Consider the following 21,711-nt stretch of genomic DNA (forward strand, 5'->3'; position numbering starts at 1 on the left):
CCAGCAGCGTGAACGCCGCTGGACCTCTGCTATGTGGTTGCCAGGTGTTGGTGAAGGTGCGTGCCTCTACGGCAGCGGGAGCTTCCCGAGGATCGTGCTGAGCAGGTCGGTCAGGATCGGTCCGACCACCGGGAGGCTGTTGACGATGCCCAGCAGGCTGTCCGTGACGCTGGGGAGTCCAGGAATGCCCGGGACCGGAACGTCCGGGATCGGGACGTCGGGAACCGGAACGTCCGGCACCGGAACATCCGGAACGGGAACGTCCGGGGCGGGAACGTCCGCGGCGGGCTTCTCCGCAGCGGGCTTGTCCGGGGAGTTGCTGCCCGGAAGGGGAACGTCCGGCACCGGGTTGTCCGGGACGGGAACGTCCGGAACCTCGGGAGTGTCCGGGACCTCGGGAACGTCCGGGGTGTCCGGGACCTCAGGAGCGTCCGGGACGTCCGGGGTCTCGGGGGTGTCCGGGACCTCAGGTACGTCCGGGGAGTCCGGGGCATCGGGTACGTCCGGGGAGTCCGGGACCTCAGGTACGTCCGGGGAGTCCGGGGCATCGGGAACGTCCGGGGTCTCGGGAGTGTCCGGGACCTCAGGTACGTCCGGCGTGTCCGGAACCTCGGGGCTGTCCGGGACGTCCGGAACGGGATTGTCCGGAACCGGACAGTCGGGTGCCGGGCTGGCCGGGGCCGGGGTTTCCGGGACCGGGCAGTCGGGGACAGGAGGTGGAACGGGGCTCGCCATAGCTGGTGCGGCGACCGTGGCCAGTGCGAATCCAGCGGCGACAGCGGCGATTCGAGTCCGAGAATTCACGAAATCTCCTTTGTTTGCTGTGAGGTCGTGACTCATGAATCCTGAAGCGAATTGAAGGATAAAGTCAAGAACTTTCTTGAACTTATTGATTCCTATTCCTTTAGTCGATTTCGTGGCGTAAACTCATCTGGCTGCGTTTGTCGGTCCCAAAAGCCGGGCAAACCTCACATAGGAAGCCATTCGGTGTCATCCCAGGTGAAACACTGTGTTCGCGTTCTGGTTCACCGTCCGCCACGACGCCGACGGTCGCGGGATAAGTCGTCGCGATATCGGTTCCCGGTGCTGCCAGGAGGGCCGCTTTCTTCGGTTACCCTGGGGGGTAAACGAGGTGTCCATGGCCTCGGGTCGTGGCGTTTAGTGGCGATGAAATGCGTTTACCAATCAGTGGATTTCAGGCCTTTCGGATCGCCGTCGTGGTAGCTGACTCGACGCCAGACGAGGCATTGAAATGGAACTCGTTTCCGGGTGGCGCCTGCGCGCGACGGAAGCGGTTCGGTCGGAGTGGATCCGGCGGTTCTGCAGTGGCGTACGGGCGGCGAACCGCTCTGGTCCGACCCCACCCTCTTCGTCGACCCCTTCGGTCGACCGGGATGACGCTCGCGCGGGTCCAGATCTCGGCGAGAGGGATCGACCTCGACCGGCACCTGGTGACGTGCCAGGGTGTTCCTGTGCCGCTGACCCCCACCTCGTCGTCCGCTGATGCGTTCTATGCGGGCATCCGGTTCAAGGCGTGGAGCCCTTGGTCCAGCCTGCACCCGAGCATCGACGTCCAGGCCCCGCTCCACGTCGGCGTCGTCGACATCGCCTCCGAGACGAACATCGGCGGCGCGACCTACCACGTCGTCCACCCGGGTGGCCGCAACTACGACCACCCGCCGGTGAACGCCAACGGGGCCGAGGCGCGGCGCGCGAGCAGGTTCGAGGCGCGAGGTCACACGACAGGCCGTCTGGTCGTCGCCGAGATGCGCACGCGAGCGGCCGGCGCGACAACCCCGGACCACCCCCACACCCTCGACCTCCGCAGAGCGGTCCGCTGAGCCATGTGGTCGATGTCGTTCCGGGGCTGCCGGGTAGTCCAGGGAGTTTCCGTCGCTCTACTGGTCAGTAACCGACGGAAACTCCCTGGACTACCCCCCGCCAGGGGTGCCCGGTGACCGTCCTCCGCGAGTACGCCGACGCTCTCGGCCTCCTCGACACGACCGACCAGCCCTACGACGAGGTCGTCGGGCCCGACGGCACCCTACGCCCGGCGTGGAAGCCGATGGCCGAGACGGCCGTCTCGATCACGCCGGCCACGCTGAGCCGGATCGGCCACGACGTCGAGCGGTTCCTCGCCGACGACGGGGTCACCTACCTGCGGCCCGGCGCCAAGCCCGAGCCCTGGCGGCTCGACCCGGTGCCGCTCGTCATCGACCCCGCGCAGTGGCGCGTCCTCGAGGTCGGCCTCGCCCAGCGCGCCGAGCTGCTCAACGCGATCCTGGTCGACCTCTACGGCGCGCAGCGTCTCCTCGCGGACGGCATCGTCCCGGCGGCGGTGGTCTTCGGCCACCAGGGCTTCCACCGCGTCGCCGCCCGTGCCAGCAACCACGACCCGCGCCCGCTCGTCCTGGCCGCCACCGACCTCGGTCGCACCCCCGACGGCGAGTGGCGGGTGCTCGCCGACCGCACCCAGGCCCCCTCCGGGATCGGCTACGCGATGGAGAACCGCCGGGTGATCAGCAGGGTGCTCCCCGAGCTCCACCGCGACGCCGGGCTGCATCGGATGGAGCCCTACTTCGCCGCCCTCCGCTCGGCCCTCCTCGAGTCCGCACCCGGTGACCAGGCCGACCCCCGGGTCGTCGTCCTGTCCCCGGGCACCCACTCCGAGACCGCCTACGACCAGGCCTTTCTCGCCTCGACGCTCGGGTTCCCGCTGGTCCAGGGGGCCGACCTGACCGTACGCAACGGCGAGGTTCTCATGCGCGGCCACGGCGATCGCCTGGAGCGGGTCGACGTGATCCTGCGCCGGGTCGATGCGACCTGGTCCGACCCGCTCGAGCTCCGCGGCGACAGCCAGCTCGGCGTGGCCGGCCTGATCGAGGCCGTACGCCGCGGCAACGTGCGCGTGGTCAACGGGTTCGGGGCCGGCGTGCTCGAGAACCCGGGGCTCGCTCCCTACCTCCCGGCTGCCTGCGAGGCGCTCCTGGGGGAGCCGCTGCGGCTCGGCTCGATCGGCACCTGGTGGTGCGGTGACCGGACCCAGCGCGCGGAGGTCGAGCGGCGGCTGGCCGCCGGTGACCTGGTGGTGCGGACGCTGGAGGGCGCCATCGTCACCGGGACCCCCGAGGAGCTGCGCACAAAGATCGCTGCCGACCCCTACCGCTTCGTCGGTCAGGAGCAGATCACGCTCTCCCAAGCCCCGACCTGGGCAGAAGGGCACGGCGCGGTCGGCCGGCCGCTGACGCTGCGCACGTTCTCCTTGAGATACGGCTCGGCCTACCGCCCGCTGGTCGGCGGTCTGGCCTCGGTCCGTGCCGACGAGACCGGGCTGCCGCCGTGCAGCAAGGACGTCTGGGTGCTCAAGGAGTCGCCGCAGGACGCCGACCAGGGCCTGGCCGACGTGCTCCCGATGACCCACACCCGCTCGGTCACGGTGCTCGTCCCGCGAGCGCTCGAGGACATGTTCTGGTCGGGTCGCTACGCCGAGCGCGCCGAGGACCTCATCCGGCTCATCCTGGCCACGCACGTGCTCGCCGAGGACTTCAGGACCAGGCCGCGTACGTCCGGTGGGATCAGCCTCGAGGTCATGCTGAGCGCGCTCGACCGGCTGGCCGGGCACGGCCGGGCGGACGCGGACATCGACGCCGAGTTCCGCTCGATGCTGCTGGACGCCGACCGGCCGGGGTCGGCGGCGCAGTCGCTGGCCGGGATGCGGCAGGCCTTCAGCGGCGTACGCGACCAGCTCAGCCCCGACATGTGGCGGATCTTCTCCTCGACCGACCGTGCGGCCGAGGAGCTCCGGGTCAACCCGCACTCGCTGCAGATCGCCGAGTCGGGCGCCGAGATGCTGCACGGCATCCTGGCGATGCAGGGGATCGTGGCGAGCATGATCCGCGACGAGGGCTATCACTCGATCCGGCTGGGCCGGTTCCTGGAGCGCGCGATGCAGATCTGCCAGCTCCTGCGCGCCACCACGACCGTACGCCGCGGCCTCGAGGTCGACCGCGCGGTGCTCAACGCGGTGCTCGCCTCGGCCGAGTCCGCGGTCACCCACCGCCGCCGCTACCGGGGCTACGTACGCACCGGGGGAGTGCTCGACCTGTTGATCATGGACCGCGACAACCCCCGCTCGCTGGCCTTCTGCCTCGACGAGCTGCGACTCCACCTGACCAAGCTCCCCGGCTCGACCGGCTCGTCGCGCCCCGAGCGGCTCCTCGACGACATCACCGCCCAGATCGAGCAGAGCCTCGACGGCATCGGGGTCGCCGGCCTGGTCGCCATCGGCGGCGTCGGCCGCCCCAACCTGGAGTCCTTCCTGGATCAGGTCCACGCCCAGCTCGTCCGCCTCGCCGACGCCATCACCGACGTGAACTTCGCCACCGGCCCCGCCCCGCAGCCCCTCAACGCCCTCCCGACGCAATCGCTCACTTGAGCAAGTGCACGGTCGTCACCACGAGCGGATGGCTGGGGCCGGGTGATGCTCCCGGGAATTGCAGTAGCGACGATTACATGGGCTCCGCAACGTGGTGACCTCGTCAGGATGCGTGCCGCACAAAACGGCGACATTCTCGGGCAAAATCACTTCAAACGGGGAGATTCAAGTGAATTTGGTGCATGCAGCGGCGTGCGTCGCTGCCATCGCCGTCGTAGGCGCCTTGGCGTTGACGCCGACGGCCAATGCCGCAACTCCGGCTGGCGCTTCGTCCGCGGGTTGGACGGAGCTAGATGCCGTACGTGCGGTTGAGCAGCCGGCGAGCCAACGCCCAAGCGACTGACGCCGTGAACGGGTGTGGCGCGGAAGTCCTCGACAACGAGTCGGCCTACGTAAAGCCAGATCAGAGAGGGGACAAACTGTGGACGCTCAGGACCACGAGAGGTTCTTTCGTTGTCAAGTGCGGTGACGGCCAGGACTGGGGCGCTGTGCACGTCGAGTTGAAGCACGAGGTGCCCAACTGGGCGGACGCCCTGACATGCATCGAGAAAGCGATCAGTCGAGGCGCACGGTCGGACGGCGAGAACGAAAAAACGAGATACGCGTACCGGGTCAAGGGTGCTGACATTGTTGTCGTTGTAGGGGGCAACGGCCTCGACTGCGTACCCGAAAGGCACGGGAGTCGCGAAGAAGTGGCGACTCTGCTCCGCGGCGTAGGTTGGTGCCATGGACAGCACGTCTGATCGGTTGCGTGAGGAGGGGTTCCCTCGTCCGCCACGCGGTCGCCGTGTGGTGTGGGTGGAGAGGCGGCGACCTGCCGTGGAAGGTGCTCCGCTCGCGCTTCCGGGCGTTGTCACAGAGGACTTGCCCGACGGCTGGACGTTCGTGTCGTGGCTCGACAAGGACGGCTGGTACAGCCCTGACGCGGTCTACGAGGTGAAGAACCTTCGAGCGGTGTCTGACGCGGAGTTCGACGACCTTGTCCGGGCCGTCCGCGATAGTCCCGACTGGCAGGGAATCGTCCACAACGCCGACATCGATCCGGAGCCTTCGCCGTATCAGGTCGGCGACATGGTCGAGTGGATTGGCCCTGTGCCTGGGGACGCCGATTGGGATCCGCATGCTGATTCCTGGCGGCGGGAAGCGCTCGGCAGCGCATCGGGACTGACTCGTCGGCATCCTGGCCGAATCGTCGAAATCGCACATAACGCCGCGCTTCGGGTTCAGTGGATTGACAAGGTTGGCGAGTACGAGGGTCGGGACTTCATACATCCCGACTTTGTGCGTGCGGCCGACGAGGCGGAAGCCCACCGTTCGACGACGCAGCTTCGCGAGTCGGACTGGCCTGGTCTCGACCGCACGTAGATCCCGTGGGGATCCGCATGAGCGGCCGGTCGTGGCGGTCTCGAGCGGGATACGATGCCGCGGGTGAGATACCGGGTCAGCCACACGACGACCTACTCCTATGACGAGGATGTGACGAACTCGTTCGGGATCGCCAACGTGACCCCGCGGGAGCTGCCTCACCAGCATGTCGAGAAGGCCGAGGTTCAGATCACGCCGGCGCCCGCGGACCAGTCGACCGACGTCGACTTCTACGGCAACACGGTGACGTACTTCCAGGTGCTCGAGCCGCATCAGCTGCTCGAGATCACGGCGTCCTCCGAGGTCGAGGTCACCGCCCCGGTCTATGACGAGACGAGCTTCGCCCAGCCGTGGGAGCGGGCCCGGCCGCTGGTCGACCCGAACCTCCCCGGCGCTTGGCGGGCGGCCGACCTGGCAGTGGTTTCGCCGCTGGTGGAGCACACCCGGGAGGCGTACGACTTCGGTGCCGTCTCCCTGACGGAGGGGCGCGGGCTCGTGGAGGCGGCGGAGGATCTGATGCACCGGATCCACACCGGCTTCGACTACGACGACACCGCCACGACGGTCACCTCGACGATCCCGGAGATCTTCGCGGCCGAAGGTGGCGTCTGTCAGGATTTCGCCCACCTGATGTTGGCCTGTTTGCGAGCGCACGGGCTCGCGGCCCGCTATGTTTCCGGCTACCTTGCCACCACCCCTCCGCCGGGGAGGCCGCGGCTCGTCGGAGCCGATGCCTCCCATGCCTGGGTGGAGGTGTGGGTCCCGCAGATGAGCGGCGCGGGGACGGGCCAGTGGCTCGCCCTCGACCCGACGAACGACACCAGGGTCGACGATCGCCATGTGAGCGTCGCCTGGGGTCGCGACTATGCCGATGTGCCCCCGGTGAAGGGGGTCATCTACACCGAAGCCACCACATCGACCTTGACGGTCTCTGTCGATGTGGCCCCCGACCAGCAGGAGTGAAGTTACGGTGTTGCTCGTGGGACAGCCTCCGCAGCGGGCGAGCATCGTGACCCGCGGCAGCCGCTGGCGTCGTGGAGTACGTATCTCCGGAGTGCTGGTGGTCGCCGCGGCTCTCACCGCGCTCACGCTCTGGCTGCTGGCACGTGGCTCGACCCCCTCCGAGGTCACCCGTGAGTTCATGGAGGCCACCTCGGTCACCACCCTCTACGAGCTCGCCTCCGACGAGGGCGATGAGCTTCTCGACGGGGGCGGTGCGCGGGCGATGATCGACGCAGCAGAGGGGAAACGCACCTATGCCGACCCCAACCCGCGCGCGGTGACCCGGTCGATGGTCTTCGGTGAGCCCGAGCTGGAGGGTGGTGGCGCCCAGGTGACCGTCAGGGTCTCCTACACCGGAGAGGACGGCCCCGTCCCGGACGAGTCGATGGTCGTCGTCCTGGTCCGTGAGGACGGCGAGTGGCGCGTCGGCAGCTGGGGGACGGCCTGAGTCGGCCGATGATGGGACATGGAAGCGTTCACCTGTCGGGAGTGCGGCAACCGTCTCTACTTCGAGAACTCGGCGTGCGTCTCGTGCGGCACCCGGCTCGCCTACGCCCGCGAGGAACGCGAGATCGTCCCGGTCTCACCCGAGGGCCGGTACGTCGACAGCGACGGCTATGTCTGGTGGGTCTGCGCCAACACGCTGGAGACGGGGTGCACCTGGCTGTCCCGCTTCGAGGGCGGGATCTGCTTCTCCTGCGAGCTGACCCGGACCCGGCCGGGCGGCGCCGCCCCCGAGTTCGTCCAGCAGCAGTATTCCCTTGCCGAGCAGGCCAAACGGCATCTCGTGGTCGAGCTGGACGCGCTCGGGCTTGAGGTCCGCACCAAGGCGCAGGACCCCGTCGACGGGCTCACCTTCGACCTCCTGGCCAGCGATGGCATCGCGTCCACCCCGGACGTGGTCATCGGACACGACAGCGGCGTGATCACCATCGACCTGGCCGAGTCCGACGACGCCTATCGCGAGCACGTCCGGGCCACGCTCGACGAGCCCTACCGAACCCTGCTGGGCCACTTCCGGCACGAGGTCGGCCACTACTACGAGTGGCAGCTGGTCCGTGGACCCGAGCTGATGCGGCGATGCACGGAGGTCTTCGGCGACGAGTCGGTCTCCTACGAGGAGTCGCTGCAGCGCCACTACTCCGAAGGGCCGCCCGACGGCTGGACGGAGAACTACATCTCGACCTACGCCACGATGCATCCCTTCGAGGACTTCGCCGAGACCTGGGCCCACTACCTCCACATCCGCGACACGCTCGGGTCCGCCGCGGCGTACGGCCTCGCCGAGCCGGTGCCGGCCGAGATGCCGTTCCGGCAGGTCGTCACCGACATCTGGGTGCCGCTCTCGGCCGCCCTGAACGTCATCAACCGGTCGATGGGCCATGACGATCTCTACCCCTTCGTCATCCCGTCCGCGGTCCTGGACAAGCTCGACTTCGTGGCCACGTTGGTTCAGGATTCAACCCACCCCCTAAGGTGACCCCCATGGGGGAGCAGGCGACCTACATCCAGCCAGGCAACGAGTTCAACCGGGACATGAACTACATCCCGGACCGGATCACGAAGGACGGGCGGAAGCCGGAGTTCGGGCCGAGCGACGTGCCGCTGTGGCCCGTCGAGCCGGGCCGCTACCGGCTGGTCGCGGCCGCAGCCTGCCCGTGGGCCAACCGGGCGATCATCGTGCGCAACCTGCTCGGTCTCCAGGACGTCATCTCTCTCGGCCTCGCCGGTCCGACCCACGACGCCCGGTCGTGGACCTTCGACCTCGACCCCGGCGGCGTCGACCCGGTGCTCGGGATCGAGCGGCTGCAGCAGGCCTACTTCAAGCGCTACCCCGACTATCCGCGCGGCATCACGGTGCCGGCGATCGTCGAGGAGGCCACGGGGGAGATCGTCACCAACGACTTCCCGTGGATCACCCATGATTTCTTCCACGAGTGGACCGACTTCTTCGCCGACGACGCCCCCGACCTGTGGCCGCGGGCGCTCCGCGAGGAGATGGACGAGGTCAACCAGCGGGTCTTCACCGAGGTCAACAACGGGGTCTACCGGTGTGGCTTCGCCGGCTCCCAGGAGGCGTACGACGCTGCGTACTCACGTCTCTTCGTTGCCCTCGACTGGCTCGAGGAGCGACTCTCGGGACAGCGCTACCTGGTCGGCGAGCAGCTCACCGAGTCCGACATCCGACTGTTCACGACGCTGGCGCGCTTCGACGCGGTCTACCACGGCCACTTCAAGTGCAACCGGCAGAAGCTCGTCGAGTTCCCCGCCCTGTGGGCCTACGCGCGCGACCTCTATCAGACCCCCGGGATCGGCGAGACCCTCGACTTCGACCAGATCAAGCAGCACTACTACATCGTCCACACCGATTTGAACCCCACCCAGATCGTCCCCGCCGGCCCGGACCTCTCCGGCTGGGACGAGCCGCACGGGCGCGAGTCGCTCGGCTGAGCGTTCGGGCAGCTCACCCCGCGCCGGGGATGAAGACGTGGCCGGTCGAGGGGTCCGTCGATCCGTCGTGGAAACCGGCGATGACCGCCGGGGCGTCCTCGAGACCGGCGTGCTCGAGCAGCTCGATGGATGGCCGCTCCGGGCGCCCCACATGCTTCAGGAAGCCACGCTCGTCGCGCTGGTAGCGCTGCATGAAGGCACGCGACTGGCCCTCGGCCTTGTAGGCGTCGAGCTGGAGGGCTGCGAAGAAGAAGACGGGAGCCGGGCCCGGGAGGCTGTTGTCCTCCTCGGGGAGATGGTCGGCATGGGTCGACCCGATGAGGCAGTCGAAGGCGAGCTGGTCACCGAAGTGCTCGTGAACCCGGCGGCGCAGGGCGGGGTCGCCTGACAGATCGACATAGACGGTCCGCTTGGTCGCGTCGACGGCGGTCAGATCGGCGTACTCGCGGGTCGCGGTGTAGAGGCCGAGGCCGTTCACGAAGTCGCTGTTGCGGGCGGAGGTGAGCGCGATCTTCGGCGTCGGCGAGTCGGCGAGGCAGTAGGCGGTGCCGTACGCCGTCTTGCTCGACGCGCTCGAGATCACGAACTGCTCGGCGTCGAAGAAGTCGCGATCACGGAGGTAGTCGGCGGCGGTGTAGGAGGTGATGAACAGGGGGCGGTAGATGGCAGTGAGGCTGTCCTGCCGGGGATCGGTGTCCCGAGGCTGGAGCTCGTAGAGGTTGTAGACGTCGGGCGTGCCGGTGCGGTGGGCGGCACCGTCGACGAAGCTTCGGGCGGTGACCCTCGTGGGTCGCATCGTCAGGTGGGTCGCGATGGGGAAGTAGCCGAAGACCCGCGTCCCCACGGGAACGTCGGCAGCTCTCGACTCGATGATTTCCGCGAACCCCCATGCCGGCATGCAGCCGTATCCGTCCTGCTCCGCGGGGAAGAGGTTCCAATAGCCCAGAGCGTCGCCGTAGACCGCGTAGGTCATGTTGTTCGTGGTCAGAGCGAAGCGTTCGATCCGCGCCAGCACCTCGCCCTCGTCGAGCTGCGGTGCCGGGACGTCCACCAGATCGGCCACTCCGAGGTCGCTCTTGAGCGACTCCACGCGGGCATGTCGCGTCATCGTCTTCCTCATCTCGTGGGTCGGGACCGGGTCCGGACAACGTACTAAGCGCTTGCTTAGTTGTCTACCTCCGCCAAGGGCTCTTGACAGGGGTGATGCGCGTCATCAAAATCAGCAGGAATCCTGTCAATCAGGGTCCTGTCAAAGGAGATGTCTCGTGCGCCTCACTCGTTCCCTGACCCTCGCCGTCGCGGTGTGCGTCGGTCTGGTCGCCTCCCCGCTCGTCCCCGCGGCCGCTGTCGAGACCGCGTCCACCACCCTCACCGGGTCGCTGCCCAACGGCACGACCTGGCAGGCCGAGGTGCCCGAGGACTGGGACGGCACGACCGTCCTGTACGCCCACGGTTTCCGGATGGGTTCGGAGAACCCCGCCTGGGACGCCGGCTTCTCGCCGACCGCACAGGCATTGGTCGACCGCGGCACGGCGGTGGTCGCCTCGTCGTACGCCACGACCGGCTGGGCCCTCGGCACGGCCGTGCAGGACCAATTCGACGCGCTGGCGGCCTTCGAGGCCGAGGCCGGGGACTCCGAGCGGGTGATCGCGATGGGCCGGTCGATGGGCGGCCTGGTCACCAGCCTGATCGCCGAGCGCCCGGACGCCGGCGTCGACGCTGCCGTCAGTATCTGTGGCCTCGTCGGTGGCGGCGTCGCCCTCAACAACTACCAGCTCGACGCCGCGTACGCCGCGGTGCGACTGCTCGCGCCGGACGCGGACGTGCCGCTCGTCGGATTCACCTCGCCCGAGGAGTCCCAGGCGACGGTGGACACCATCGCGAAGGCGCTGGACGAGGGGGCCGACAGCCCGCAGGGACGCGCCCGCGTCGCGCTGGTCGGGGCGTTGCTGAACATCCCGACCGAGCTTCCGGGGGTCGACCGGAGCAACCCCGAGGAGCTGGCCGCGGCCCAGGCCGAGCTGGTCCGTACGACGCTGCCGGAGGTGATCCGGCGGCGCAGCGCCATCGTCAACGCGGCCGGAGGTGACAGCGGCTGGACCGCCGGCGTCGACTACCAGCAGTTGCTGCGGCAGTCCGCCCAGCAGGATCAGGTCCAGGCGCTCTACCGGGGCGCGCGCCTGAGCCTGGGCGCCGATCTGCGCCGACTCACCCGGACCGCCGACATCGAGCCCGACGCGGACGCCCTCGGCTGGATGACCGCGACCTCGGTGCCGACGGGCGAGCTGAGGGTCCCGGTGCTCGCCACCCACACCCTCGTCGACGTCCTGGCGCCGGTGGAGTACCAGGAGGAGTACGCCGAGACGACCCGGGACGCAGGCCGGTCCTCGATGCTGCGCCAGGCCTACGTCGACGCCGTCGGCCACTGCGCGTTCACCGTCGCGGAGAACCTCGTCGCGGTCGAGGCGGTCGAGCGACGGCTCGACACCGGACGATGGGGCACGGCCGCGACCGCGGAGGCTCTCGACGCCGCCGCCGAGCGGTACGGCGAGGGCCGATACGTACGCTTCCGGCCGGCCGAGTTCGTGAACGACCGGACCTGGGGAGCCGAGGGCTGAGGGCGGCGCGCGCCTGCAACGTGACGCGGCGCTGAAACGGGCTATTCACACTTTCGTCAGCCCTTCCCTCACTGCGGGCGAGTACCGTTTGGCTATGCCGATGTGCCACGGATCACAAGCCCGTGATCGGCGTAGCCAGCGGTGGCAACCCCACCCCGTGTGAAGGAAGCGTGATGACTGAATTTCTGGATCCGAGTCCCAGCCACACCGACATGGTTCAGCTGCTGAACCCCGAGGGAGAACGGGTCTCGCACCCGGACTTCGAGTTCTCACCCGACCGACCTGAGGACGAGGCCGTGCGCGGCTTCTACCGCGACATGGTGCTGACCCGCCGCCTCGACGTCGAGGCCACCGCGCTGCAGCGCCACGGCGAGCTGGGCCTGTGGGCGCAGCTGCTGGGCCAGGAGGCCGCGCAGATCGGCGCGGCCCGCGCGCTCGCACCCCAGGACTTCGTCTTCCCGACCTACCGTGAGCACGGTGTGGCCTGGTGCCGCGACGTCGACCCGATGCAGCTGCTCGGACTCTTCCGGGGCACCGACCAGGGCGGCTGGGACCCAGACGAGCACAACTTCGGGCTCTACACCATCGTGATCGGCGCGCAGACGCTGCACGCCACCGGCTATGCGATGGGCGTGCAGATGGACGGGCTCGTCGGCACCGGCGACCCGACCCGCGACACGGCCGTCGTGGCCCACTTCGGCGACGGCGCCTCCTCGCAGGGGGACGTCAACGAGGCGATGGTCTTCGCCGCCTCCTACAACGCCCCGGTCGTCTTCTTCTGCCAGAACAATCAGTGGGCCATCTCCGAACCGGTCGAGCAGATGGTCAAGGTGCCGCTCTACAAGCGCGCCCAGGGCTTCGGGTTCCCCGGCATCCGGGTGGACGGCAACGACGTGCTGGCGACGTACGAGGTGATGAAGTCGGCGCTCAAGCGTGCCCGCGAGGGTGGCGGGCCGACGATGATCGAGGCCTACACCTACCGGATGGGCGCCCACACGACCACCGACGACCCGACCCGCTACCGGCTCTCTGACGAGGTCGAGGCGTGGAAGCTCAAGGACCCGATCGCGCGGGTGGAGGCCTACCTCCGCCGCGGCGGCGGAGCCTCGACCTCCTTCTTCGCCAAGGTGGAGGCCGAGGCCGAGGAGCTCGGCGAGCGTCTGCGCGCCGGCATCCACGCCCTGCCCGAACCCGATCCGGTACGCCTCTTCGACAACGTCTACACCGAGCTGCCCGACGAGCTTCGCGAGCAGCGTGACGGCTACGCGGCGTACCTCTCCTCCTTCGACCTCGAGGGGGCCTCGCGATGACCAAGATGACCTTGGCGAAGGCGCTCAACGCGGGACTGCGACGGGCGATGGAGGACGACGACAAGGTCGTCCTGATGGGTGAGGACATCGGCCGGCTGGGCGGTGTCTTCCGGATCACCGACGGGCTGCAGAAGGACTTCGGCGAGGCGCGGGTCGTCGACACCCCGCTGGCCGAGTCCGGGATCGTCGGCACGGCGGTCGGGCTCGCGCTGCGGGGCTACCGGCCGGTGGTGGAGATCCAGTTCGACGGCTTCGTCTACCCGGCCTACGACCAGATCGTGTCGCAGGTGGCCAAGCTCCACTACCGCAGTGGCGGGCGGGTGGCGATGCCGATGGTCATCCGGATCCCGTTCGGCGGCGGTATCGGGGCCGTGGAGCACCACAGCGAGTCGCCGGAGGCGCAGTTCGCGCACACTCCGGGGCTCAAGGTGGTCGCCTGCGCCGACCCCGTCGACGCCTACTGGATGATCCAGCAGGCGATCTCGCACCCGGACCCGGTCATCTTCCTGGAGCCGAAGCGGCTCTACCACTCGACCAAGGCCGAGGTCGACGTCGACGCCACGCCCGGCCCGCTGTTCGCCTCGCGGGTGGCGCGGTCCGGCTCCGACCTGACGGTGCTGGCCTACGGGCCCACCGTCAAGACCGCGCTCACCGCCGCCGAGGCGGCCGCAGGGGAGGGCAAGTCGCTCGAGGTGATCGACCTGCGCACGCTCTCGCCGCTCGACATGGCTCCGGTCTACGAGTCGGTGCGGCGTACGGGGCGTGCGGTCGTCGTCCACGAGGCCCACGTCAACCTCGGCCTCGGCGCCGAGCTCGCCGCCCGGATCGCCGAGGCCTGCTTCCACTCGCTGGAGGCGCCGGTGCTCCGCGTAGGCGGGTTCGACACGCCCTACCCGCCGGCCAGGGCGGAGGAGTACTTCCTCCCCGACCTCGACCGAGTCCTCGATGTCGTCGACAGGAGCCTGGCGTGGTGACCTCCGAGTTCAAGCTGCCCGACGTCGGCGAGGGCCTCACCGAGGCCGAGATCGTCGAGTGGCACGTCGCCGTGGGTGACGTGATCAAGGTCAACGACCCTGTCTGCGACATCGAGACCGCCAAGTCGGTCGTCGAGCTCCCCTCGCCCTACGCCGGGGTGGTCCAGGAGCTCCTCGTCGAGGTCGGCACCGAGGTCCAGGTCGGCACCCCGATCATCCGCATAGGCGACTCCCTCGAGGCGTCGCCCTCATCGCCCGAGGCGTCGCCCGCGTCGGTCGAGCCCGCGAGCGCAGCGAGCGGTGTCGAGACCAACACAGCCGCCGACGAGCACGAGCAGCCGCTGACGCTGGTCGGCTACGGCTCCAAGGAAGACGCCGTCGTACGCCGCAACCGCACCGTCTCCGCCCCGGCAGCCGCCGCGGGGACCGGTGTGCTGGCCAAGCCGACCGCCCGGAAGCTGGCACGAGACCTGGGCGTGGACCTGGCGACCGTGACACCGGAGCGCGACGACGGCGTGATCACCACGGCCGACCTCGAGGCACTGACGAACGCTCCGGCTCCGTCTCGGGAGCCGGCTGCGCCGGTCGGTGGTGAGCGTCGCGAGCCGATCAAGGGCCTGCGCAAGCAGATGGGCCAGGCGATGGTCGACTCCGCGTTCACGCTGCCGCACGTGACCGTCTGGACGACGGTCGACGTGACCCGCACCTCCGAGCTGGTCGCCGCCCTCAAGGTCAACCGCGACTTCGCCGAGATCCGGGTCAGCCCCCTGCTGATCGTGGCCAAGGCGACGCTGCTGGCGATGCGACGTACGCCGATCATCAACTCCTGGTGGGACGAGGCCGCGCAGGAGATCGTGCTCAAGGAGTACGTCAACCTCGGCATCGCCGCGGCCACTCCCAGGGGCCTCCAGGTGCCGAACGTGAAGGGCGCCGACCGGATGTCCCTGGTCGAGCTGGGCGCCGCGATCAACGAGCTCACCGACGTCGCCCGCACCGGCAAGACCCCGCCGGCCGACCAGACCGGCGGGACCTTCACGATCACCAACATCGGCCCGTTCGGCATCGACGGCGGTGCCCCGATCATCAACCCGGGCGAGTCCGCGATCCTCTCCGTCGGTGCGATCAAGCGTCAGCCCTGGATCGTCGGCGAAGGTGATGACGAACGCATCGAGCCCCGCGACGTCTGCACCCTCGCGCTCAGCTTCGACCACCGCCACATCGATGGCGAGGCCGGATCCCGTTTCCTCGCCGACGTGGCACGGATCGTCGGAGACCCGAGCACGGCGCTGCTGTTCTGACCCGTTCGACAATCGCTCCACAGAATCCCAATTCACTACCTCGAGGGGTATGGGATCTGGCACCATCCTCAGGCCCGCGCTGACGCGGGCCTGAGGATCTTCTGGAGGCAGGAATGGTGCTCCTGACGGGGCGCACGCTGCTTGCCGGGATCGTCGCGATGGCCGCCTCGGCGACCGTACTCGTGGCGAGTCCCGCGAGCGCGGCGACAACATCCACCGGCGTACGCTGCACGATCGTCGGTACGTCCGGCGGTGACGTTCTGAAGGGCACATCGCGACGGGACGTCATCTGCGGTCGTGGCGGCGGCGACATCATCTACGCCAAGGGCGGCGACGATCTGATCGACGCCGGATCAGGCGGAGATCACATCTATGCCAGCTACGGCGCCGACCGTGTGCTCGCCGGGAGCGGCGAGGACTGGATCCACGGCGAGGGCGGGCCCGACAACCTCAACGGCGGCACCGGGCAGGACAACATCTGGGGCGAGGACGGCGGTGACGTCATCTCCGGCGGCGACCATTTCGACGTGATCTCCGGCGGAGCAGGCGCGGACCGTATCTACGGCGGCGGCGCCGGGGACAGCATCAACGGCGGGTCGAGCGGAGACGCCATCTCCGGAGGCACGGGGTCCGACACCGTCAACGGAGGCGATGGCAACGACTCGATCTCCGGTGGTGACGGCAACGACCGGCTCTCCGGCAGCTACGGCGACGACCAGCTCCACGGGAACAACCACCTGGACACCGTCAACGGCGGCCCTGGACATGACCGACTCTGGGGCGACGGCGGCGCTGACACCCTCAACGGCGGGGATGGCAACGACAGGCTGACCGGAGGCACCGGGCTCGACGATGTCCACGGCAATGCTGGCACCAACACCTGCTACTACGACATCTACGACATCCTGAGCGGGTGCGGCTACGACAAGGCCCCGCCGGCGATCGTGTCCGTCTCGGCTACTCCGTCAACCGTCGACACCACCACTGCTGACGCGAAGGTCAGGGTGCGCGTGCACGCGACGGACGACCTCAGCGGCGTCAAACGGATCCAGGGCCATTTCATCGCCTCGTCCGTCAACGGCTCCATCTACATGGCCTCGATGTCACTCGTGTCTGGCGGCACTCGAGACGGATGGTGGGAGTACGTCCTCACCGTTCCGCGGTATACGCCTGCAGGGCCTATGGAACTGCAAATGTGGGTGGCCGACCGTTACGGGCGCGAGACCGGGATCGATCGTGACATTCTGACTGTCACTAATACGGATCCTGACCTGGTTGCTCCCACGGTGAGCATCTCGGCCTTGTCCGCGACAAGCCTGGATGTCAGGACTGCGCCGAAGTCGGTGAAGGTGACGGCACGAATCCGTGATGCGAAGTCGGGCGTGGTGGACGGTGTCGCGATCTGCCTGTCACGAGCCGAGGTAGCCACACCGTCGGATCCGACCCCCGAATACTTCGGCTTCGTCTGCGAAGAGGGGCTCACGCGCACTTCTGGAACCTCTAAAGACGGGATCTGGACGGCGTACCTAACGCTTCCGAAGGGGTCTCGCGGAGGCGTGTACAACGTTGGCGTCGGCGTCGAGGACCGTGTTGGCAACACCGGAAGTTGGATGGGTCCGGACGCGTACGCGGCCTTTGTGAACCACGGCTCGAACTCGCCGGTCGAGGTGCATGAGCTCAACGCTGAGTTGAGCCGAATTCAGGTGCTGGGGGCCGCGAGCTAGTTCCGACCTGCCGAGACGTCAACAACGCCGGTCGAGTGAGCACCTCGGTGCCCACTCGACCGGCGTACGTGACGCCTCGACCGGTTGGGTCAGGCGGGGATGTTCCGGCGGCGGAAGCCGACGAAGGCTGCCGCCAGCAGCACCAGCGCCACGGCGCTGAGGCCGAACATGTGCGAGGCCTCGATCGGCTCCTGCGGGTAGCGCCCGACCCACCAGAAGGGTGAGATGCCGGCGACCGAGTCCGGGAGGTCGAAGAGCGGCCCGAACATCCCGGTGATGCAGGTGAACGCGAAGAGCGCCCAGATGATCGGCGTGATTTTCGGGATCCAGGCGTAGAGCGCCGCGGTGAGCGCCATGAAGACCGCGACCGCCGGCAGGAACGCCGCGCCGCCCTTCAGGAACGTCCCCAGCTCGACCTCACCGTTGACCAGTGCACCTGCCCACAGCGCGAGGGCGCCCGAGATAATGGTCAGTACGAACGCACCCACCGCCACGACCACGAGATGGGAGCCGAACCAGCGACTGCGTGAGACCGGCTTGGCCAGCGTGATCTCGAGACGTCCTTCGCTCTCCTCCGTCTTGGCGCGGAGCGTGGTCGCGATCGCGTAGCCGGCGGCAGCCAGCGCGGCGTACAGGATCATGATCGCCAGGAACCCGGTGAGCGGGTCGTCGCCGAACATCTTGGCCGCCTCGGGGTTGGACGCGGCCATGTCGCTGACCATGTCCTCGACCCCTTCGCCGAGGTAGGTGCCGGTCGCCCCGAACATCACGAAGGTGCCGAGGAACCACCAGAACAGAGCCGTACGCTGCTGGCGCCATGCCATCGCCAGCGGCGACGCGAGCGTCGCGGGTGCCTCGGCCCGGCCGGAGCGGCCGGCGAGCAGCGCCCCGTCGAAGTCGCGCTTCGAGGCCAGGAAGGCACCGACGGCGAGCAGCACGAGGACCGCCACGACGCTCAGTGCCAGCGGCCACCAGCGCAGGTCGACGTACGCCCTCATCTGCTGGGTCCAGGCGATCGGTGAGAGCCACGAGAGCCAGGTGCCGTGCTCGCCGGGCCCGGCCTGCAGGTCCCCGATGCCGCGCACGAGCACAGCGACACCCAGCACCGCGAGGGCGAGGCCGGTGGCGCCGCGGCCGTGCGTGGTCAGCTGCGAGGTGACCAGGGCGACGGCGGCGAAGACCAGACTGCTGACGGCGATCGCCGTCGACATCGCGAAGGTGTCCTCGACCTCGAGGTCACCCCCGGAGATGAGCAGCGCGCTCCCGAGCGCGGCGAAGACGACGTTCACGATGACCACCGTCAGCAGCGAGGCGGCGACCGCCGCGTGCCGTCCCACGGCGCCGGACCGGACCAGCTCAGCCCGCCCGCTCTCCTCCTCGGCGCGGGTGTTGCGGACGACCTCGAACATGTTCATGATCCCGAGCAGCGCGATCATCCACAGCGTCATCTCGTTGGCGAACATGGCGCCGATCGTGTAGTCGTCGAGCCCGTAGTTGGGCCCGCCGAGGAACACCGATGCCGGCTGCTGCATCAGGTCAGCGCGCCCCTGACGGTCCTCCGCCGTGGGGTAGACCGTGCTCAGCGCGGTGACGAAGTAGGCGTACAGCGCGAGCAGCGAGACCGTCCAGACCGTCAGCCGGACGCGGTCGCGTCGCAGCATGAACCGGGTCAGGTGCCAGGTGCCGGTGAAGGACGCCAGCGGGGAACGCCTCGGGATGGCCGGAGCGAGGGCGCTCATCACGCCTCCTCCGTCTCGATGACGTCGCCGTAGTGGCGCATGAAGAGCTCCTCGAGCGAGGGCGGGGTGACCGTCAGGCCGTGCACGTCCAGGTCGGTCAGGGTCTTCATGACCTCGCCCACCGCGTGGTTGTCCACGTCGAACGCGACTCGGGTTCCGGCCCCGTTCTGGCTGGTCACGAGGTCGTTCACGGCTGGCAGGCTGCTCAGCGCGGACGGGTCGCCACCGAGGGTGGCGACGACGGAGGAACGGGTCAGGTGGCGCAGCTCCTCGAGCGTGCCTGACTCGACCGCGACCCCGGCGCGGATGATCGTGACGGTGTCGCAGACCTTCTCGACCTCGCTGAGGATGTGGCTGGAGAGCAGCACCGAGGAGCCTTCGGCCTTGGCCTCTCGGGCGTACTCGGTGAACACGGCCTCCATCAGCGGGTCGAGGCCGGAGGTCGGCTCGTCCAAGATGTAGAGCTCGGACTCGTCGAGGAACGCCGCGACCAGCGCGACCTTCTGCCGGTTGCCCTTGGAGTAGGTGCGCGCCTTCTTGGTCGGGTCGAGCTGGAACCGTTCCAGCAGCTCGGCCTTGCGTGCCTTACGGCGCGCCTTGTCGCCGGCCGGCTTGAGCCGGGTGAGGTAGTCGATGCACTCGCCTCCGGTGAGATTGGGCCACAGCGACACGTCACCGGGGACGTACGAGATCCGCTTGTGCAGCTCGACGGCGTCACGCCACGCGTCGCCGCCGAAGAGACGGGCGGTGCCGGCGTCGGCGCGCAGCAGCCCGAGCAGGATCTTGATGGTGGTGGACTTGCCGGCGCCGTTGGGACCGAGGAAGCCGGCCACCTGGCCGGGCTGGACGGTCAGGTCGAGGCCGTCGAGGGCCTTGAAGGAGCCGAAGGACTTGTGCAGGCCCGCGATCTCGACCGCGGGGATGTTGTCGGACATGGGTACTCGCTTCCGCGTTGGGAGGAATGGGAGGACGTACGCCGACGGGGCGAGGCGTCATTCGGACGCGGGCTCCGTGGCGGTGTCCTGCGGCGGGTCCGGAACGTAGAGCAGGTATTCGTCGAGCATGCGACGGTTGGTGAAGAAGCCCTCGGAGTAGAGCTCGAGCATCGGGAGGTAGGTGGTCATCAGGAAACCGCGCACGAGCCCGCTGATGTCGCTGGGGTCCTCCTGCGGGTTGAGGGTGAGCTCGAGCATGAGCGTGCCGAGTGCGGAGAGCACCAGGTAGCGCGCTCGCGCCGCCTCGTCCAGGCTCGGTTTGACCAGGCCGGCGTCGACGCCGTGCTTGGTGTAGCCGACCGCGTCCTCGATCATCTGCTCGATGAAGCTGCGGCCGACCGGCCCGCCGTCCTGCAGCGAGCGGAGGACGTAACCGAGTATCGGTGCGTACTCATCCGTCGCCGCGAACCGGTGCAGGATGCTCTGTCCAGCGGCCAGCTCGTCGATCGACTCGTTCTTGGCCTGACGGATCTCGGCGAGCACCTGCTCGTCGCACTCGGCGTGGAGCTCGTCCTTGGAGCCGAAGTGGTGGATCACCAGGGCCGGACTGACCCCGGCGTCACTGGCGATCGAGCGGACCGAGGCGCCGAAGCCGTCACGCGCGAACCGCAGCACCGCCGCGTCGCGAATTCGCTCGCGCGTGGTCGGATCGGCTGAGGCTGAACGCATGTTCAAAGGCTAAACAGGCGTTCAGCCCCAGCGCAAGGGTTTAACCGATCAGTTCGTGGTCCAGCTGAAGTCGACCGCGATCGGGAAGTGGTCGGAGAGCATCAGACCGGAGCCCTCCTCACGGAAGGCGGCGTCCAGGTTGCGGTAGGACGTGGCGCTCAGGTCGACCCCACCGCCGTCGCGGTAGAGCACCTTGTCGACCACTTCGCACTCCACCGGCGGGTTCGAGCCCGGGCAGCGCTTGATCTGAGGCACGAGAAACTCCGATCGAGTGTGGGGTTGTCGGCTCGTGACGAGCCCACCCATCGTGGCGGAGTTCGTGGTGTGTCCGCAGATCTCCTGCGTACGTCCTCAGCCCGCGTAGCGGGCGGCCCGAGCCGTCGGTTCGCCCGGTCCGGAGGCGAGCAGCGCGAGCAGCTCGTCCTCCAGGACCGCGCCGACCCGGCGGCAGAACGCCTCCGGCTCGTCGGCGGCGTCGGGGGACTCCGCGACGATCCGGTCGACCACGCCGATCTGCTGCAGGTCGACGGCCAGCACCTGCTGGGCCTCGGCCATCTCGGCGGCATGGTCGGAGTCGCCGTGCACGATCGCGCTCGCACCTTCGGGCGGCAGCGGGGAGAGCCAGGCGTGCTGGGCCGCGACCACGCGATCGGCGGGGAGGAAGGCGAGCGCCCCGCCACCGTTGCCCTCGCCCAGCATCAGGCTGAGCGTCGGGGTCTCGACGTTGACGAGCGTCCCCAACGTACGCGCGATCTCGCCGGCGATGCCGCCGTTCTCCGCCTCCGCCGACAGTGCGGCGCCGGGTGTGTCGATGACCGTCACGACGGGGAGCCCGAGCCCGGCGGCGAGCTTCATCCCGCGCTGTGCCTCGCGCAGCCCCTCCGGTCCGAGCGGCTGGTGGGCCTGCTCGCGCCGGTCCTGCGCCAGCACCAGGCACGGCGCGGACCCGAACCGCGCCAGCGCGATGATCAGACCCGGGTCGCGCTCGCCCTGCCCGGTGCCGTTGAGGGGCACGACGTCCGAGGCCGCGATCCGGAGCAGCGCCCGCGCACCCGGCCGGTCCGCACGCCGGGACCGGGTGATCGCGTCCCAGGTGTCGACCGCCGAGAAGTCGCCCGCGTCGGCCGACGC

Annotated in this window: 19 protein-coding genes; 12 read left to right on the forward strand and 7 right to left on the reverse strand. The window is 68.8% G+C overall.

The features are described from left to right. Positions 1 to 66: 66 nt before the first annotated feature. On the reverse strand, positions 67 to 804 hold the full coding sequence (locus tag ACFVDI_RS11115) for a hypothetical protein (protein ID WP_378904312.1): 738 nt from the start codon (positions 802 to 804) through the stop codon (positions 67 to 69). A 590-nt stretch (positions 805 to 1,394) separates the two neighbouring features. Between ACFVDI_RS11115 and ACFVDI_RS11120 the strand changes: the two genes are divergently transcribed. The 7 genes from ACFVDI_RS11120 (at position 1,395) to ACFVDI_RS11150 (ending at position 9,253) form a co-directional block, all read left to right on the forward strand. Then, positions 1,395 to 1,841: a transglutaminase family protein gene (locus ACFVDI_RS11120; protein WP_378904315.1), complete on the forward strand. Its 447-nt coding sequence runs from the start codon at positions 1,395 to 1,397 to the stop codon at positions 1,839 to 1,841. Between the two features lie 113 nt (positions 1,842 to 1,954). Beyond that, positions 1,955 to 4,435 (forward strand): circularly permuted type 2 ATP-grasp protein, encoded by a 2,481-nt coding sequence (locus ACFVDI_RS11125; RefSeq protein WP_378904318.1) that lies wholly within the window; start codon positions 1,955 to 1,957, stop codon positions 4,433 to 4,435. A gap of 726 nt (positions 4,436 to 5,161) precedes the next feature. Beyond that, on the forward strand, positions 5,162 to 5,800 hold the full coding sequence (locus ACFVDI_RS11130; RefSeq protein ID WP_378904321.1) for a hypothetical protein: 639 nt from the start codon (positions 5,162 to 5,164) through the stop codon (positions 5,798 to 5,800). A gap of 54 nt (positions 5,801 to 5,854) precedes the next feature. Continuing rightward, the gene (locus ACFVDI_RS11135) at positions 5,855 to 6,763 is read left to right on the forward strand and encodes a transglutaminase N-terminal domain-containing protein (RefSeq protein WP_378904324.1); all 909 of its coding nucleotides are present in this window, start codon (positions 5,855 to 5,857) and stop codon (positions 6,761 to 6,763) included. 16 nt (positions 6,764 to 6,779) lie between these two features. Continuing rightward, complete coding sequence (locus tag ACFVDI_RS11140; protein WP_378904327.1) at positions 6,780 to 7,250, forward strand: hypothetical protein; 471 nt, start codon at positions 6,780 to 6,782, stop codon at positions 7,248 to 7,250. Between the two features lie 18 nt (positions 7,251 to 7,268). Continuing rightward, complete coding sequence (locus ACFVDI_RS11145; protein ID WP_378904330.1) at positions 7,269 to 8,282, forward strand: putative zinc-binding metallopeptidase; 1,014 nt, start codon at positions 7,269 to 7,271, stop codon at positions 8,280 to 8,282. A 5-nt stretch (positions 8,283 to 8,287) separates the two neighbouring features. Next, positions 8,288 to 9,253, forward strand: coding sequence for a glutathione S-transferase family protein (locus ACFVDI_RS11150; RefSeq protein ID WP_378904333.1), 966 nt, complete (start codon positions 8,288 to 8,290; stop codon positions 9,251 to 9,253). A gap of 13 nt (positions 9,254 to 9,266) precedes the next feature. Here the strand turns inward: ACFVDI_RS11150 and ACFVDI_RS11155 are convergent, their stop codons facing one another. Next, on the reverse strand, positions 9,267 to 10,361 hold the full coding sequence (locus ACFVDI_RS11155) for a DUF2855 family protein (RefSeq protein ID WP_378904336.1): 1,095 nt from the start codon (positions 10,359 to 10,361) through the stop codon (positions 9,267 to 9,269). Positions 10,362 to 10,518: 157 nt separating this feature from the next. Here ACFVDI_RS11155 and ACFVDI_RS11160 point away from each other — a divergent pair, with 157 nt between their 5' ends. From ACFVDI_RS11160 to ACFVDI_RS11180, 5 genes are all read left to right on the forward strand, one after another. Then, positions 10,519 to 11,871 carry an alpha/beta hydrolase family protein gene (locus ACFVDI_RS11160; protein WP_378904339.1) on the forward strand — a complete coding sequence of 451 codons (1,353 nt, stop codon included), beginning with the start codon at positions 10,519 to 10,521 and terminating at the stop codon, positions 11,869 to 11,871. A 173-nt stretch (positions 11,872 to 12,044) separates the two neighbouring features. Further along, positions 12,045 to 13,181, forward strand: a complete 1,137-nt coding sequence (gene pdhA / locus ACFVDI_RS11165; RefSeq protein ID WP_378904342.1) for a pyruvate dehydrogenase (acetyl-transferring) E1 component subunit alpha — start codon at positions 12,045 to 12,047, stop codon at positions 13,179 to 13,181. Continuing rightward, positions 13,178 to 14,155 carry an alpha-ketoacid dehydrogenase subunit beta gene (locus ACFVDI_RS11170; RefSeq protein WP_378904344.1) on the forward strand — a complete coding sequence of 326 codons (978 nt, stop codon included), beginning with the start codon at positions 13,178 to 13,180 and terminating at the stop codon, positions 14,153 to 14,155. The genes pdhA and ACFVDI_RS11170 overlap by 4 nt, the downstream gene beginning before the upstream one ends. After that, a complete protein-coding gene (locus ACFVDI_RS11175) occupies positions 14,149 to 15,453 on the forward strand; it encodes a dihydrolipoamide acetyltransferase family protein (RefSeq protein WP_378904346.1) in 1,305 nt (434 codons plus the stop codon). The genes ACFVDI_RS11170 and ACFVDI_RS11175 overlap by 7 nt, the downstream gene beginning before the upstream one ends. A gap of 113 nt (positions 15,454 to 15,566) precedes the next feature. Further along, positions 15,567 to 17,177, forward strand: coding sequence for a calcium-binding protein (locus ACFVDI_RS11180; RefSeq protein ID WP_378904348.1), 1,611 nt, complete (start codon positions 15,567 to 15,569; stop codon positions 17,175 to 17,177). A gap of 89 nt (positions 17,178 to 17,266) precedes the next feature. On the opposite strand, the gene ACFVDI_RS11185 is transcribed toward ACFVDI_RS11180, so the two are convergent. The 5 genes from ACFVDI_RS11185 to ACFVDI_RS11205 all read right to left on the reverse strand — a co-directional run. Continuing rightward, positions 17,267 to 18,916 carry an ABC transporter permease gene (locus ACFVDI_RS11185; RefSeq protein WP_378904350.1) on the reverse strand — a complete coding sequence of 550 codons (1,650 nt, stop codon included), beginning with the start codon at positions 18,914 to 18,916 and terminating at the stop codon, positions 17,267 to 17,269. Then, the gene (locus tag ACFVDI_RS11190) at positions 18,916 to 19,851 is read right to left on the reverse strand and encodes an ATP-binding cassette domain-containing protein (protein ID WP_378904352.1); all 936 of its coding nucleotides are present in this window, start codon (positions 19,849 to 19,851) and stop codon (positions 18,916 to 18,918) included. Before ACFVDI_RS11190 ends, ACFVDI_RS11185 begins: the two co-directional genes overlap by 1 nt. Positions 19,852 to 19,908: 57 nt before the next feature. Next, positions 19,909 to 20,580 carry a TetR family transcriptional regulator gene (locus ACFVDI_RS11195; RefSeq protein WP_378904354.1) on the reverse strand — a complete coding sequence of 224 codons (672 nt, stop codon included), beginning with the start codon at positions 20,578 to 20,580 and terminating at the stop codon, positions 19,909 to 19,911. 48 nt (positions 20,581 to 20,628) lie between these two features. Continuing rightward, positions 20,629 to 20,835, reverse strand: coding sequence for a hypothetical protein (locus tag ACFVDI_RS11200; RefSeq protein WP_378904356.1), 207 nt, complete (start codon positions 20,833 to 20,835; stop codon positions 20,629 to 20,631). Between the two features lie 96 nt (positions 20,836 to 20,931). Then, positions 20,932 to 21,711: carboxyl transferase domain-containing protein (locus ACFVDI_RS11205; protein WP_378904358.1), on the reverse strand; the 780-nt coding region annotated here is incomplete at its 5' end.

The organism is Nocardioides sp. NPDC057767 (assembly GCF_042798275.1).
Lineage (GTDB): Bacteria > Actinomycetota > Actinomycetes > Propionibacteriales > Nocardioidaceae > Nocardioides.